The following is a 16519-nucleotide window of genomic DNA, read 5'->3' as shown; positions in this document are numbered from 1 at the left end:
CTAAATTCTGGGATGGTTATATTGGCTGATCGTTACTGGGTGATGCGATGGCCTTGCTGAACGCATCGTAGAGATTCGGATGAGTTGCAATGATTCCCCCGGAAGTCAGGCAAAATACTTCACCATGACTGTCGGTAACCTTTACACCGGATTCATTGACGAGTAGCGCACCGGCTAACCAGTCGTCTACATCGGAGCCGTATTCCCAAAATGCGTCGAGCCTACCCGCGGCAACATAAGCCAGTTGCAGTGAAGCGGCAGCCATCATGCGAACGATGAAAACCTCAGGGCCGATACTCTGCAGGGATGCTAATGTCTTCCTATACTCATGCGCGGCTTGGTTCTGATAAGGTGGGAGTGCGGTCGCCACCACGGCATCGGAGAGCATGGCCTTCGAAATCGGGTGTAGTGCTATACCATTGAGATATGCGCCGTCACCCAGTCCAGCTGAAAACATTTCCTTAGTAGCTGGATCATAAACGAAGGAGCGAATCGTTTCTCCGTTATGAATAAGCGCAAGCGATGACGACCACATCGGCATGCCTTGTACAAAATGATATGCGCCGTCTATTGGATCATAGATCCAGTATGTACTTTCATGGCTAGTTTGCTTGAGTGCAGCATTACCGAGTTCAGTATTCCTCCAGCCAAAATCTGGATATAGTGTTTTTAGGTATATTCTTAGTTCTTCATCTGCCGAGGTACTTAATAGACGTACTAAGTCGATCAGTTCTGAAGCTCTTTTGCCTGCTGGCTTTGGCATTTTAGTATGTAGGCGATCAGTAATATTTTTTAGCAATGATTCAATTTGCGATAGATCTAGTGATTTCATTGGAGCCTCCTGAATTAAAAGTATGAGTCTCAAGTATGCTAAACTTCCGGTTGGCGTACTAACGATAAGAAGCCAATTAATGACTAAATCAGGCCACATGAATGTAACTTTTCCAAATGAGCAGCGCATCACAGATGGGCGAGCTGTGCTTGTTCATACGCATCGTCGCGAAGCTGGAGAAGAAAAAACCCTACATAGTCATCCGGAGGGGCAAATTTGGGCTGTTCAAGAGGGACTGGTCACAGCTGAGTTGGCTGAGGGAAGCTGGATTCTTCCGCAGGGACGAATTGGCTGGATACCACCTGGTACCGTTCATGCTGCCAAGGTGTTCAAAACAGCAATCGGCTGGATGGCATATTTACGACCGGACCTATGTGAATCTTTTCCTGACCATCCTGCGGTATTTGAGGTCACTGCACTTTCAAGTGCATTGCTTGACAAAATTTCAGGTTGGGAGCCGTCGACTCCCCACCTATCTCCATCGAAAAGCCGATTGCTCGCAGTGCTCGTTGATGAACTGTTGGCATCGCAGACGGAGCCGATGTATCTGCCAATGCCACGTAACTCTGGTCTTTTGAAAATGTCGTTAGCGATTGCGGCTGATCCATCGGACAAGCGCACTATCTCAGATTGGGCACTGTATTGCGGGATTTCAGAGCGTGGACTTACCCGCCATTTCAGGCTGGAAACTGGCATGAGCCTAGTGCAATGGCGCACTCTTGCGCGTATGAAGCGCGCACTTGAACTACTTGAGGACGATATGAGCGTTACTACGACTGCTCTAGAGGTGGGTTACGAAAGCCTCAGTAGCTTCGTTTCCGCATTTCGACGAACTTTTGGAGTTACACCTTCCAAATACTACAAAAGCTGATGCTGCGTTATTCGATCTCGTTTGGCTATCATGGCATTCAGTGCGGCATGGTTGTATATTCTTTCCTCGAATGATTTTATGTCTGGCAATGACAGGCATAAATTAGCAGCCCCGTAAGCCCGCCTCGTTGCGGGCTTTTTTTTGCTTGATGGAGTATCTAGGGAGGGGGGGATTCTCGGTTTGATTATCGAGCTGAATGGTGCGGTGGTCGCGCATTTTTAGCGAACTGATACCTTTTTATACAGCAATGATTTCGATGCTTTTTTGGTGAGTATTTGAAAGAAAAGAATCCAACTGGGATCGATTTAACTTTCCGCCCACAATGCGCAGGCCGAGACATGGTGGGTATCGTACCAATAGTCTTTGATTCTGGTTGTAATATTAAACGCCTGCATGTCGTCAATAGCTAATTCGGCAATCAGATATGGGTGTGCAGTATTTCCATCACTGATAATTTTCATGCTGACAATGGTGCCAGCGTGTATGTGTTCCAGAAACTCGCGGGCGCTTTCTTCGGTCAGACTATGATGGAAACCGGTGAATATCAATTTGTGCATGTAGTTTGCTTGCCTTGCCACTGGCTATCGTTATGGTAGCGTTGTGGTTAAAAAAGTATCTATTATAGGGTACTCCACCCTGGAAAATTTGTTTTACGACGTATTAGTCATCGCAATAACGTGCCAATTTTGAGGCGCATGCCGCCGTGTGGTTAATAGTTTGACATGTTAAGTTGACGCGAAGAATTTGCTTTGGTCGATGGTGTGGTATCATGCGCGGTTATTCATAATTTGCCTGTGCTTCATTCGGGTAGTTATTTCATCTCGCATTAACGGCCTTCCGCACGAACTATTTTTAAATGTTGGTGTGTCATTGGTTTTGGTTAGGCATTTACACTTAGTAGGAACAAGACGTGACCTATAGCGTCAAAGAAATTTTTTACACTTTGCAGGGCGAAGGCAATCATGCGGGTCGTCCGGCTGTGTTTTGCCGTTTTTCTGGCTGTAATTTGTGGTCCGGTCGTGAAGAAGATCGCTCTACGGCCGTTTGTCAATTTTGTGATACGGATTTTGTCGGTACTGACGGGGTTGGTGGCGGTAAGTTCAAGCTGGCTCAAGAGTTAGCTGCGACAATCGACGCGTTGTGGCCACAATCTTATGCACCGAGCAAATATGTCGTGTTCACCGGTGGTGAGCCCTTGTTGCAGCTTGATTCTGCGCTTATTGATGCTATGCATGCAGTTGGCTTTGAAATAGCGATTGAAACCAATGGCACCTTGCCAGTTCCAGAGGGGGTTGACTGGGTGTGCGTTAGTCCTAAAATGGGATCAGAATTGGTTGTTCGTAAGGGTAGTGAGATAAAAGTTGTTATTCCACAAATCGGTCAGAATATGGCTGTATACGCAAATCTTGATTTTGAACATTACTTCGTACAGGCGATGGATGGTCCTTTGCGGGATGATAATCTACGCCGTGCAATTGACTTCTGCAAACAGCATCCGCAATGGAAGCTGAGCTTGCAGACACATAAACTTCTACAAATTCCGTAAGCTTTTCATGTTAACGATTACCCGAAAAATGGAATTCGATGCAGGTCATCGTATTCCCGATCACAGCAGCCAGTGTCGTAATTTGCACGGTCACCGCTATACCTTGCAAATTACCTTGACCGGTGAAGTGGTGCAGCAGGATGGTGAGTCCGATAACGGCATGATTATGGACTTTGGTGATATTAAGTCGCTCGCCAATAAACACCTCGTCAATTTATGGGACCATTCCTTCATCGTCTACGAGAAGGATTACATCATCAAAAATTTCTTAGAGAAATTGCCTGGTCATAAAACGGTTGTAATTGATCGTGTACCAACTGTCGAAAATTTGGCAAAAATTGCTTTTGATATTCTGAAAGATGTGTATCAGGATCACTTTGGCCGGAATCTGAAGCTGACTAAAGTCACTCTGTATGAAACGCCCAATTGCTGGGCAGAGATCGACGGATAATTTCGTGATAGACGATAAAAATCTGAATGCTGTTCCTGATATTGTGGATCAGGCAGCTTCAGATATTTTTTTTATGCGGGCAGCTTGTGAGCAGGCAAAATTGGCCTGGAATGAGGGTGAGGTTCCTGTCGGTGCGGTTGTGGTGAAGGATGGGGTTGTTATTGCTAGCGGTTACAATCGACCTATTGTTGATCATGACCCGACTGCCCACGCTGAAATTATGGCCTTGCGACGCGCGGCGGAGGTGTTAGGTAATTATCGGTTGCCTGGCTGTGAGCTCTATGTCACGTTAGAACCATGTGTGATGTGTGCTGGCGCGATGATGCATTCACGACTGGCACGCGTTGTTTTTGGTGCGAGCGATGCCAAGACGGGGGTTGCTGGTTCTGTCATCAATATATTTGAGCAGTCAAAATTGAATCATCATACGCAAGTCAGTGGTGGCGTTTTGGCTGAAGAATGTGCACAATTACTAAAAGATTTTTTTGCCAATCGACGTCGTGAAGTCGCAGAAAAAAAACGTCTGGCGAAATCCACAATCCCATTCCTCTGAATTGCCCCTTATGCAAAATACCATTGCAGCGCCGCACAATTCATTCTCTCCTTTACATATTGCCATCGTTGCGCCAAGCGGCGCGCCGCTTGATGAGGATGCCGTCCTCAGAGGGTTAGCCTTTTTACGGCAGCTTGGTCACCAGGTCCATAGCTATTATCAACCAGAAGAAAAATTCCAGCGCTTTGCAGCGAGTGATCAACTGCGTGTTGCGCATTTTCATGCCGCCGCCGCCAATCCTGATGTGGATGTAGTGATCGCTTTGCGGGGCAGTTACGGTTTGTCGCGCTTGATGCCGTATCTGGATCTGGACTTGTTGGCTCAGAGTGGGAAAATATTTGTTGGTTATAGTGATTTCACTTTAATGCACCAGGCGATGCTTGCGCGTGGCGTAAAGAGTGTTGCCGGGCCAATGCTGGGCGATTTTAGTCATATTGACGGTGTTTCTGACTATACTTTACAGCAGTTTTCTACATGCTTATCTGGAAATGCGCATCGCGTTGAATTCATGAGTCAGGGTGCGCCCGATATGCAATTGAATGGACGATTGTGGGGGGGGAACCTCGCGATGTTAGTGCATACCTTGGGTACGCCATATTGGACGCAAATAGATGACGGGATTTTATTTTTAGAAGATATTGGTGAGCATCCCTATAGAGTAGAACGGATGCTATTGCAATTGCATTTTGCCGGTGTGCTGGACAAACAAAAGGCTATCATTCTGGGGGACTTTTCCGGCTATCGCCTGGCACCCCATGATAATGGCTATGACTTTGCCGAAATGTTGAAGTATGTGCGCAGTATCCTTCGGATTCCGGTATTAAGCGGGCTACCATTCGGTCATATTCGAGATCATGCGAGTTTGGTCATTGGTAGTGATGCACATGTGCGGGTGGAAGACGGCAGCGTAATGCTACACATGCAATATTTATTTTGAACTTTTTGTAAGCTCTGGCATCAGAGGCTAGATATTAGTGTTTATTTGAGGACATACATAAAATCGCAACTGTTTTTTGTGTGTCTTTTTTGTTTTTGGTTCAAAATTTTTTGTACAAAAATATGATGAAAATTCATTTACTGAAACAAAATCTATACAAACCACTGATTGCCATTCGAATAATGCCTCCCCTATGATAGAACCCCTTATTTGCCAAAGTTGAGCGACGCGACCCCATAAATGCAAAAATGTCCGCATAATACTTGTCGATTGTCAGCTACTTGTCTGTTTTTATCTGCTCCGTGTTTGCTCCATGTTTGTTATTAATCATTTTGCTGCTACAAAATGAAAACTACTTTTTCTAAAAAATATCATGTCAGATTCTAAGAATAAATTCTCTCGTGGCGTACGTTATGTTGTTACGACGGCTGTGGTCGTTGGTGTTGTAGCGGGCATTTGGTGGATTACGCATAAGCAGCCGTCTGCGCAAGGTGGCTGGCAAGGTAAAAATGGCATGGCGGTAGCAGTGGGCGTGGCACCTGTGGTTCGCCAGGATGCGCCTTTGCAAATGGCTGCGTTAGGCACTGTTAATTCGACCTATACAGTGACGGTACATAGTCGCGTTGACGGGCAACTCCAAAAAGTCCATTTTACCGAAGGTCAGCAGGTCAAAGAAGGTCAGTTATTAGCAGAGCTTGATCCGCGCCCTTATCAAGCTGCGTTGACGCAAGCTGAAGGTCAATTGCTACGCGATCAGGCTTTGTTGAAAAATGCGCAATTAGATTTGCAGCGCTACCGTCAATTATTGGCTCAAAATTCGATTGCTAAGCAGCAAGTGGATACGCAAGAAGCATTAGAGCAGCAATATCAAGGAACGGTAAAGAACGACCAAGGTCTTGTAGACAATGCGAAATTACAATTAAGTTATAGCCGTATTACTGCACCGGTCTCTGGTCGGGTTGGTTTGCGTCCGGTTGATCCGGGAAATATTGTGCATGCCAGTGATGCGAGCGGCGTTGTGGTCATTACCCAAATCGATCCGATCAATGTTTTGTTTTCAGTTCCTGAAACGAGTTTGACTAATGTGTTAAGTGCCTCGCAAGACGCGAAAGGGCGGTTAAAAGTCGAAGTCTGGGATCGAGATAATTCGCACAAAATCGCGGATGGTATGTTGCTGGCAATTGATAATCAACTTAATACAGCAACGGGTACAGTCAACTTGAAAGCGAAATTTTCAAACGAGAAGCAAGCTTTATTCCCGAATCAGTTTGTTAATGTGCATTTGCAATTGGGCTCAAGAACCAATGTAGTTACGGTTCCCACGGCTGCAATTCAATTGGGTAAAGTAGGCAGCTACGTTTATACGGTGAACGAGGATTCGACAGTTAGTATAAGTAAAATTGTGCCGGGTCCCGTCTCTGGCGATAATACGATAGTGGAAAGTGGTCTCCAACCTGGCCAAAAAGTTGTTATCGACGGTCTTGATAAGTTGCGTGACGGAGCAAAAATTAAATTGGTTGATCGCAACGCGAAAACCGATGCGGGCGCAGGAGCAGGAGCCGCGGCGGGAGCAGGTGAGGGCTCGCGTGGACAGCATAATCGTCATAAAGGCGATGCCAGCAGCGCGTCTTCTGCAGCTTCAGTCTCAGCGCCAGCGTCAGCGTCAGCTTCAGCTTCAGCATCTGCTCCAAATTAAACGCAAGGAAATTGCATGAATCCGTCCCGCCCGTTTATTTTGCGGCCAGTCGCGACCACTTTATTGATGATCGCGATTATGCTTACTGGCTTTCTGGCATGGCGCTTATTGCCGGTATCAGCGCTACCTGAAGTTGATTACCCGACCATTCAGGTCGTTACTTTATATCCGGGTGCAAGCCCTGATGTCATGACGTCTTCGGTGACAGCTCCCCTTGAACGCCAATTCGGTCAAATGCCAGGATTGTCGCAAATGTCATCCTCGAGCTCAGGTGGTGCATCTGTTATTACACTGCAATTTAGTTTGGATTTAACGCTCGATGTGGCTGAACAAGAGGTGCAGGCAGCGATTAATGCAGCAAGTAATTTATTGCCTAATGATTTACCTAACCCGCCGTTATACAACAAAGTTAATCCTGCTGATACGCCAATCATGGCGATTTCGATCAGTTCACCAACCTTGCCACTAACGAAGGTTGAGGATCTCGTTGATACGCGGTTAGCGCAAAAAATATCACAGGTGCCAGGCGTTGGTTTGGTAAGTATTAGTGGTGGTCAGCGTCCTGCAGTGCGGGTGCAAACGAATACCAAAGCCTTGGCTTATCGTGGTTTGACCTTGGAAGATATTCGCATTGCGATTGGGAATGCCAACGTCAATCAGGCCAAAGGAAGTTTTGACGGACCATTGCAAGCGTCGACCGTAGATGGTAATGATCAATTAAAATCCGCCGAAGAATACAAGGATGTCGTTGTTGCCTATCAAAATGGTGCGCCAGTTCGCTTGCGTGATGTGGCAAACGTTGTCGAGTCCGCTGAAAATGTGCATCTTGCAGCGTGGGCAGGTTCGACGCCTGCGATCATTTTGAATGTTCAGCGTCAGCCGGGCGCTAATGTCATCAAAGTCACCGATAAAATTAAGGCCCTATTGCCACAACTTAAAGCAGGTTTGCCTGGTGCCGTGGATGTAGAAGTATTAACGGATCGTACGGTAACTATCCGGGCATCAGTAGAGGATGTGGAGTTTGAGCTGATGTTGTCTGTGGGGCTAGTTGTCATGGTTATTTTTATTTTCCTCAGAAATATACCAGCGACAATTATCCCGGCGGTGGCAGTGCCGCTATCATTGATTGGCACATTTGGCGTGATGTATCTGACCGGATTTTCGATCAATAATTTGACGTTGATGGCACTGACAATTGCCACCGGCTTTGTGGTCGATGATGCGATCGTGATGATTGAAAATATTGCGCGCTACATAGAAGAGGGCGAAGCGCCAATGGCGGCAGCTCTCAAGGGATCGAAGCAAATTGGTTTTACCATTATTTCTTTAACGTTTTCCCTCATTGCGGTTTTGATCCCACTATTGTTTATGGGTGACGTGGTTGGTCGCTTATTCCGCGAGTTTGCAATTACCTTAGCGGTATCGATTTTGATTTCGGCGTTTATTTCGTTGACATTAACGCCGATGATGTGTGCGCGTTTGTTGAAGCACGTGCCAGAAGAAAAGCAGGGGCGTTTTTACCACGCCAGCGGACAATTTTTCGATAACATCATTGCGTATTACGGTCGCCAATTGCAATGGGTTTTAAATCATCAGAAATTGACGCTGTTAGTTGCACTTGGTACCTTGGTTTTTACTGCAGTATTGTACATTTTGGTGCCTAAAGGTTTTTTCCCTTTACAAGACACAGGCGCCATCCAGGGTATCAGTGAGGCATCACAATCCATTTCATTTCCTGCAATGGCGAAGCAACAAGAGGCTTTGGCGAAGAAGATATTGCAAGATCCTGCGGTTGAAAGCTTGTCATCATTTATTGGTGTCGATGGTGCAAACGCATCACTCAATAGTGGCCGATTGTTGATCAATCTGAAGCCCAAAGAAAGTCGCGATAATATTCGAACGGTGAATAATCGATTGCAGCAAATGGTCAACGACATTCCGGGGATGTCTTTATATTTGCAACCAGTTCAAGATTTGAGTATCGATGCCCGCGTCAGTCGTACGCAGTATCAGTTCACTTTGCAGACAACTAATCCAGAAGATTTATCGACCTGGACGCCTAAATTAATTCATGAATTGCAAAAAATACCTGCCTTGGCAGATGTTGCCAGCGATTTGCAAGATAAAGGTTTACAGGCCTTTGTCCGGATTAATCGTGATACTGCATCACGTTTAGGTGTGACTACCGCTGCAATTGATAATGCTTTATATGATGCATTTGGACAGCGGTTGATCTCTACGATTTTCACGCAAACCAATCAATATCGCGTTGTCTTAGAAGCTGATCCCGCAGCACAAAAAGGACCATTGTCCTTGAAGGGCATTTATGTGCCGACTTTAACCGGTGGTCCGGTGCCTTTAGATACGGTCGCTACCATTGAAGAGCGTTCCGCCTCGTTGACGATCAATCATTTGGGGCAGTTTCCGACAGCCACCATTTCGTTTAATTTAGCGCAAGACGCATCGTTGGGGGAAGCTGTTGAAGCAATTCATCAGACGGAAGCGCAATTGGGCATGCCAGCGAGTATAGAAACACGCTTTCAGGGTGCTGCGATGGCATTTCAGGCGTCCTTAAGTAATACCTTGTGGTTGATTTTGGCAGCGATCATCACGATGTATATTGTCTTGGGTGTGTTGTATGAGAGTTATATTCATCCCATTACTATTTTGTCGACCTTGCCATCGGCGGGCATCGGAGCGTTGCTGGCGTTATTGGTCAGCGGTACCGAACTCAGCGTGATTGCGATTATTGGTATTATTTTGCTCATCGGTATCGTCAAGAAAAATGCGATTATGATGATAGACTTTGCCTTAGAAGCAGAGCGCGATCATGGAATGGCGCCACGCGAAGCAATCTATCAAGCTTGCTTGCTGCGGTTCAGACCAATTTTGATGACGACGATGGCAGCATTGCTGGGGGCTTTGCCGTTGATGTTGGGCGGTGGTATGGGGTCAGAATTGCGTGCGCCGTTAGGGATTACCATGGTTGGTGGGTTAATGGTAAGTCAGGTATTGACCTTATTTACGACACCTGTGATTTATCTTGCCTTTGATCGTTTGGCACGCCGATTTGGCAAGGTTTCCGCACCGATTGTTGTTGAAGAGGCCGAAGCATGATGTCCTCCGGGCCATTTATCCGCCGTCCGATCGCGACGACGCTATTAACCCTGGCAATTTTTTTGGCGGGGATGCTGGCCTTTAAATTATTGCCGGTTTCTCCTTTACCGCAAGTTGATTTTCCGACGATTTCTGTGAATGCCAGGTTACCAGGAGCCAGTCCAGAGACGATGGCTGCGACGGTCGCGACGCCGCTTGAGCGAGCGTTAGGGCGGATCGCTGGTGTGACCGAGATTACCTCGTCAAGTTCGTTGGCATCAACCAATATCACTTTGCAGTTTGATCTGGATAGAGACATTAACGGCGCAGCGCGTGATGTTCAGGCGGCAATTAATTCTGCTCGTTCATTGCTGCCTACTGGGATGCCAGCGAATCCTACTTACCGCAAGGTGAATCCGGCTGATGCTCCTATCATGATTATCGCTCTGACGTCAGACTCAATGACGCGTGGGCAAATGTATGACGCCGCGGATACGATACTAGGACAAAAATTAGCGCAAGTCAGCGGCATTGGTAATGTGATTGTCGGTGGCGGCTCGCAACCTGCCGTGCGGGTTGAAGTCAACCCTATGCAATTAAATCATTACGGCATAGGAATGGAAACAGTACGGGCGGCGATCACGAATACCAATGCTAATCGTCCCAAAGGGTTTATTGAGAATGAAACTCATCATTGGCAGGTGCAGGCAAACGATCAGGCACAAGTGGCGAAAGACTATTTGCCATTAATTGTCAGCTATAAAAATGGAAATCCAATTCGAATTGCTGATATTGCCGCGGTCAATGATTCTGTTGCCGATGTACGAAACGCGGGTTTGTACGGAAAGCAACCCGCCGTCATGTTGATCTTATTTCGTCAGCCAGGCGCCAATATTATTGAAACCGTAGATCGCGTCAATTCCTTACTTCCCAGCTTGAAAGCATCAATTCCTGCAGCCATTAATATGGATGTCGTGATGGATCGCACGCCAACTATTCGTGCATCCTTATTTGAAGTTGAAAGGTCTCTGATTATCTCGATTGCTTTAGTGATTTTGGTGGTTTTTTTGTTTTTACGAAATGGTCGGGCAACAGCGATTCCGGCTATTACTGTGCCAGTGTCGTTGGTGGCAACGTTTGCAGTGATGTACGTCGCAGGTTTTTCATTGAATAATCTGAGCTTGATGGCATTAACGATTGCCACTGGTTTCGTTGTCGATGACACCATCGTTGTACTAGAAAATATTGCACGACATGTTGAAAATGGCATGAGTCCTTTTCAGGCGGCGATCAAAGGCGCAAAAGAAGTAGGATTTACCGTGCTATCGATGAGTATTTCTTTGATTGCTGTATTTATTCCGATTCTGTTGATGGGCGGGATTATTGGCCGTTTATTCCGGGAGTTCGCTGTCACATTGTCGGCCGCAATTTTGGTTTCCTTATTGGTCTCCTTGACGACAACGCCGATGTTATGTGCGTTATGGTTGAAGCCTCATAGCGAACGCAAGCCCGGTAGATTGTTCCTACTCAGTGAACGCATATTTGAACGTATGTTGGGTGCATATCGCCTTTCCTTACATTGGGCTCTGGCGCATGGCCCCATTATGATGGTGATATTGTTCGCGACAATTGCGTTAAATATTTATCTTTACATCATCGTTCCTAAAGGCTTTTTCCCGCAACAAGATACTGGCCGTCTCAATGGCATGATCCAGGCAGATCAAAGTATTTCTTTTCAGGCGATGCAGCAAAAATTAAAGCGATTCATCGATGTTGTTGGCGCTGATCCGGCTGTTGATAGGGTCATTGGATTTACCGGTGGTGGTCAGAGAAATATGGCCAATATGTTTGTTTCACTTAAACCTCAGTCGCAGCGAAAAGAGACAGCAGATCAAGTTATTGCGCGTTTGCGTAAGACCTTGTCGAAAGAGCCAGGAGCGAGTCTGTTCTTGCAATCAGTGCAAGATATTCGCATTGGTGGTCGTGCCAGCAATGCGCAATATCAATATACTTTACAAGGCGACAGTTTGGATGAGCTTCGCTTATGGGCTCCAAAGGTGGAAGCGGCAATGCGCAAGTTGCCGATGCTGGCCGATGTAAATACCGATCAACAAACGAAAGGTTTGCAAACGAGTCTGGTTTTTGATCGCGACGCCATGGCTCGCTTAGGATTGACACAAAATCAGGTTGACTCTGTGCTCAATGATGCATTTGGTCAGCGCCAGGTTTCGACCATTTACAATGCTTTAAACCAGTACCATGTCGTCCTTGAGGTTGCTCCTGAATACTGGCAAAGCCCGGAAGGTTTGAAGAATATCTATATGCAAACGCCTGGTGGACAACCAATTCCAGTATCAGCGTTTGCTCGTTGGGAACCAACGACGACCTCGCTGGCAGTGAATCATCAGAGTCAATTTGCGGCGACTACCGTCTCATTTAATTTGCCTCCGGGGACATCCTTGTCTGATGCCACTAAAGCGATTGATGGGGCCTTGGCAGAAATTGGCTTACCAACGTCGGTGCAGGGCAGCTTTCAAGGAAGTGCGAAAAGCTTTCAGGATTCACTCAGTAGCCAACCTTTCCTGATTTTGACTGCCTTAATTGCGGTCTATATTGTGCTCGGCATGTTGTACGAGAGCGTCGTACATCCATTAACAATTTTGTCGACCTTGCCATCGGCTGGTGTAGGGGCATTGCTGGCCTTGATGGCGGTAGATTCCGAATTTAGCATCATCGCTTTGATCGGTATTTTGTTGTTGATTGGTATCGTTAAAAAGAACGCCATTATGATGATTGACGTAGCTTTAACTGCCGAACGCGAGCAGCAATTGCCACCTGAAGAAGCGATTTTGCAAGCGTGTTTATTGCGTTTCAGGCCAATCATGATGACCACATTGGCGGCACTGTTTGGCGCACTCCCATTGGCCTTGGGTCATGGTGATGGCTCCGAAATGCGAACCCCTTTGGGTATTTCTATTGTTGGCGGTTTGATCTTGAGTCAAATGCTGACTCTCTACACAACGCCAGTTGTTTATCTGTATTTAGATCGCTTCCGTCTATGGTGCTCTGCGCTGCTAAATGGTGGTCGAGTTGCTGTCGAAAAATACTAGGATTCATTGTTATGTTAAAAAAAATGTTTCGCCCTAAATTAACAGTCAGTTTGATTGCATTAAGTTTGTCAGCTTGTGCTATTGGTCCTGATTATGTAAAGCCAACGATAGCGACGCCCGTCAATTTTAAAGAAGATGGTCGTTGGAAAACGGCGCAACCGATGGACGTAAGTTCGCGAGGTGCATGGTGGGAAGTATATCAAGATGAACAATTAAATAATTTGATCAAGGTGCTGAATGAACAAAGCCCAAGCATTGCTCAGGCCGAAGCACAGTATCGTCAGACCAAAGAATTACTGAATCAGGCGGAAGGTAGTTTGTTTCCTCAAATTAATGGCAATGCTGGTGCAAAACGCGGTGAAATAAATGCCGGGGGGGCAATCGCGAAGCAATATACAGCAGGTCTCTCCGCTAGTTGGGAAATTGATCTTTGGGGGAGTGTTCGTCGCGCCATCGAAGCAGGTAAAGCTAAAGAAGATGCCAGCGTTGCACAATTGGCAGCGATTAAGTTAAGCAGTCAGGCACAATTGGTGACAGCTTACTTGCAGTTGGTCGCCGCCGATGTGCAGCTGAAACAATTGCGCGAGAGCGAAAAGGCCTTGAATGATTCGTTAAGCCTGACCCGCAATCAGTTTAATGCGGGCATTGTTTCTGATGCCAATGTTGCTCTGGCGGAAAGTCAGCTTAAGACGGCGCAGGCAGCAACCATCGATAAGCAACTCACGCGTTCACAATTGGAGCATGCCATTGCTGCTGCTTTAGGTAAGCCGCCAGCGAGTTTTTCTTTAGATGTATCCAAATCGATTCCGCATTTACCGCAATTGCCATCGATATTGCCTTCGCAGTTGCTTGAGCGTCGCCCGGACATTGCGGTCGCTGAACGGAATATGGCGATGACGAATGCTGAAATCGGTATTGCGCAGGCGGCGTATTTCCCGACCATTACGTTGTCGGCAAGCGGCAGTTTTACAGGTAACGTCTTGTCGAATTTAATTAGCGCCCCAAATCGTATCTGGTCTTTGGGGCCACAGTTGGTCGGTAGCATTTTTGATGCTGGCGTTCGCAAATCGCAAACCGCACAAGCAGTAGCAGTCTATGATCAAAGCGTCGCAAGTTATCGTCAAACGGTCTTAACGGCGTTCCAGAACGTTGAGGATGATCTGGTCGCCCAAAACTTGCTGCAGCAGGAAGAGAAATTGCAAAACGACGCATTAATCGCCGCCCAGCGTTCAGAGAAAATTACCAATAATCAGTATGCTGCTGGTACCGTCAGTTACATTAATGTGTTAACCGCGCAAACCACGAGAATCAACGCCGAAGCCAGCCTTTGGAATGTGCGCAACCGCCAATATGCAAATAGCGTTGCTTTCATTGCGGCGATTGGCGGAAGTTGGTAATTGATAATTGGTGTTGGTCATTGCAGGTCTGTTGCCAGTTGTCGGAAGTTGAAAATCTGAAATCTAAATTTTGAATCTGTTCAAACCAAAAAAATATGACGATTAAAATTTAGTATTCGATCTGATTGTCATATAAAAAAAGCCGCTTGCATGTAAATGCAAGCGGCTTTTTTATGTCATAAACAGACTGCGATTGCTTGTTCTTGCTCAATCACCTTCGTAAATGTCATTGTCTTTTGTTTCACGGATAAACAGACCACCGATAACAACAGTCGCCAGAGCGATCACGATTGGGTACCATAAGCCGTAGTAAATGTCGCCCTTGAATGCCACCAATGCGAAGGCCGTGGTGGGCAACAAACCGCCGAACCAGCCGTTACCGATATGGTATGGCAGAGACATGGATGTGTAGCGAATACGAGTTGGGAACATTTCAACCAGCATCGCTGCAATTGGTGCATAAACCATCGTCACGTAGATCACTAGGATGATCAGCAGAACCAAAACCATTGGCTTATTAATTTGCTCTGGATCGGCTTTTGGTGGGTAGCCAGCAGCTTTAATGGCATCAGCAAGTTCTTTTGAGAATGCCTTATCTTTTGCCGCAGCTTCTTCTTTTGGCAGTCCTACAGCGCTATAAGAAGTCAGTACTTTATCGCCAATTTTGACAGTTGCTACCGCGCCGGCTGGCGCTACTTCGTTGGAGTAATTCACGGATGCCGCTGCCAGTTTGGCTTTGACGATATCGCAGGAAGAATTGAACTTTTTAGTGCCGGTAGGGTTGAATTGGAATTGGCAGTCGTCTGGGTTAGCTGTAACAACGACTGGCGCATTTTTCAATGCAGCTTCCAACGCTGGATTGGCATAGTGTGTCAATCCGCTGAAGATTGGGAAGTAGGTAACGGCAGCCAGGAAACAGCCAGTCAGAATGATTACTTTGCGACCGATTTTGTCAGACAGCGTTCCGAAAACGATGAAGAACGGTGTGCCAATGACGAGTGATGCTGCAATCAGCAAGTTTGCTGTTGCTCCGTCGACTTTCAGCGTTTGCTGCAAGAAGAACAGTGCATAAAACTGGCCTGTGTACCACACTACCGCCTGACCCATCGTCAAACCGATCAAGGCAAGGATAACGATCTTGAGATTTTTCCATTGTCCAAATGACTCTGTCAACGGCGCTTTGGATGTTTTACCTTCTGCTTTCATTTTTGCAAATGCTGGCGACTCATGCATAGAGAGACGGATCCAGACGGATACAGCTAACAAGAAAACAGACACTAAAAACGGTACACGCCAGCCCCATGAAGTAAATTCATCTTCACCGATTGCCTGGCGGGTTCCCAAAATAACTAACAGGGACAAAAACAAACCCAACGTTGCCGTCGTTTGGATCCATGCAGTGTAGGCGCCGCGCTTACCATGTGGGGCGTGTTCCGCGACGTACGTTGCCGCACCACCGTATTCGCCCCCTAAAGCCAGACCTTGAAGAATTCGCAGTGAAACCAAAATAATTGGCGCTGCCATGCCGATGGTGGCAAAGTTAGGTAGCAGACCAACGCAGAATGTTGAGCCGCCCATAATCAGAATGGTAACGAGGAACGTATATTTACGTCCGATCATGTCGCCCAGACGGCCAAATACCAAGGCACCGAATGGACGTACGATAAAGCCAGCGGCAAATGCTAACAAGGCAAAAATGAATGCGGTGTTGGGGTCGGTGCCTGCAAAGAATTGCTTGGCAATAATGGCGGCTAAAGAGCCGTATAAATAAAAATCGTACCATTCAAAAACGGTGCCTAAAGAAGACGCAAAAATTACTTTGCGTTCTTCCGCGGTCATTCCGCCTGACCTTGCGATAGGTGCTGTCGCCATGCTTGTCTCCTGATTATGTTTTAAAGTATGTTGGCAAAGCGTGCTTGATAAAAATACGAGCTACATTTTTTGCACAGACTGAGTGTGCGAGTTAAACCTTACGCAATACTGTCTTCAAACTTACAGAAACTTACACGGCAACAATTTTTGCTGAGATA

12 protein-coding genes are annotated in these 16519 nt (G+C 46.6%); 9 read left to right on the top strand and 3 right to left on the bottom strand.

From position 1 onward, the window contains the following. Positions 1–16 precede the first annotated feature (16 nt). A complete protein-coding gene (locus ACO0K1_RS15655; RefSeq protein ID WP_423027362.1) occupies positions 17–832 on the bottom strand; it encodes an inositol monophosphatase family protein in 816 nt (271 codons plus the stop codon). Positions 833–911: 79 nt separating this feature from the next. Between ACO0K1_RS15655 and ACO0K1_RS15650 the strand changes: the two genes are divergently transcribed. After that, positions 912–1703 carry an AraC family transcriptional regulator gene (locus tag ACO0K1_RS15650; protein ID WP_423027360.1) on the top strand — a complete coding sequence of 264 codons (792 nt, stop codon included), beginning with the start codon at positions 912–914 and terminating at the stop codon, positions 1701–1703. A gap of 305 nt (positions 1704–2008) precedes the next feature. Here ACO0K1_RS15650 and ACO0K1_RS15645 read toward each other — a convergent pair whose 3' ends face one another. Continuing rightward, positions 2009–2260 (bottom strand): hypothetical protein, encoded by a 252-nt coding sequence (locus ACO0K1_RS15645; RefSeq protein WP_423027358.1) that lies wholly within the window; start codon positions 2258–2260, stop codon positions 2009–2011. A 353-nt stretch (positions 2261–2613) separates the two neighbouring features. Between ACO0K1_RS15645 and queE the strand changes: the two genes are divergently transcribed. The 8 genes from queE (at position 2614) to ACO0K1_RS15605 (ending at position 14489) form a co-directional block, all read left to right on the top strand. Further along, the gene (queE, locus tag ACO0K1_RS15640; protein ID WP_423027356.1) at positions 2614–3249 is read left to right on the top strand and encodes a 7-carboxy-7-deazaguanine synthase; all 636 of its coding nucleotides are present in this window, start codon (positions 2614–2616) and stop codon (positions 3247–3249) included. Positions 3250–3256: 7 nt separating this feature from the next. Then, a complete protein-coding gene (queD, locus tag ACO0K1_RS15635; RefSeq protein WP_423027354.1) occupies positions 3257–3700 on the top strand; it encodes a 6-carboxytetrahydropterin synthase QueD in 444 nt (147 codons plus the stop codon). Next, positions 3663–4253, top strand: a complete 591-nt coding sequence (gene tadA, locus ACO0K1_RS15630) for a tRNA adenosine(34) deaminase TadA (RefSeq protein ID WP_423027352.1) — start codon at positions 3663–3665, stop codon at positions 4251–4253. The genes queD and tadA overlap by 38 nt, the downstream gene beginning before the upstream one ends. A 10-nt stretch (positions 4254–4263) precedes the next feature. Beyond that, a complete protein-coding gene (locus tag ACO0K1_RS15625; protein ID WP_423027350.1) occupies positions 4264–5190 on the top strand; it encodes an LD-carboxypeptidase in 927 nt (308 codons plus the stop codon). Between the two features lie 373 nt (positions 5191–5563). Next, the gene (locus ACO0K1_RS15620) at positions 5564–6886 is read left to right on the top strand and encodes an MdtA/MuxA family multidrug efflux RND transporter periplasmic adaptor subunit (RefSeq protein WP_423027348.1); all 1323 of its coding nucleotides are present in this window, start codon (positions 5564–5566) and stop codon (positions 6884–6886) included. Between the two features lie 15 nt (positions 6887–6901). After that, a complete protein-coding gene (locus tag ACO0K1_RS15615) occupies positions 6902–10003 on the top strand; it encodes an MdtB/MuxB family multidrug efflux RND transporter permease subunit (RefSeq protein WP_423027346.1) in 3102 nt (1033 codons plus the stop codon). Beyond that, entirely contained in the window at positions 10000–13092 is a 3093-nt protein-coding gene (locus ACO0K1_RS15610) for a multidrug efflux RND transporter permease subunit (RefSeq protein WP_423027344.1), read from the top strand. The genes ACO0K1_RS15615 and ACO0K1_RS15610 overlap by 4 nt, the downstream gene beginning before the upstream one ends. Positions 13093–13103: 11 nt before the next feature. Then, the gene (locus ACO0K1_RS15605; RefSeq protein WP_423027342.1) at positions 13104–14489 is read left to right on the top strand and encodes an efflux transporter outer membrane subunit; all 1386 of its coding nucleotides are present in this window, start codon (positions 13104–13106) and stop codon (positions 14487–14489) included. A 207-nt stretch (positions 14490–14696) separates the two neighbouring features. On the opposite strand, the gene ACO0K1_RS15600 is transcribed toward ACO0K1_RS15605, so the two are convergent. Then, positions 14697–16361 carry an MFS transporter gene (locus tag ACO0K1_RS15600; protein WP_423027340.1) on the bottom strand — a complete coding sequence of 555 codons (1665 nt, stop codon included), beginning with the start codon at positions 16359–16361 and terminating at the stop codon, positions 14697–14699. Positions 16362–16519 lie beyond the last annotated feature (158 nt).

Source organism: Undibacterium sp. SXout20W (assembly GCF_049340285.1).
GTDB lineage: Bacteria > Pseudomonadota > Gammaproteobacteria > Burkholderiales > Burkholderiaceae_D > Undibacterium.
The sequence above is the reverse complement of the archived record's forward strand: the minus strand, read 5'-3'. Positions and strand labels throughout refer to the sequence as shown.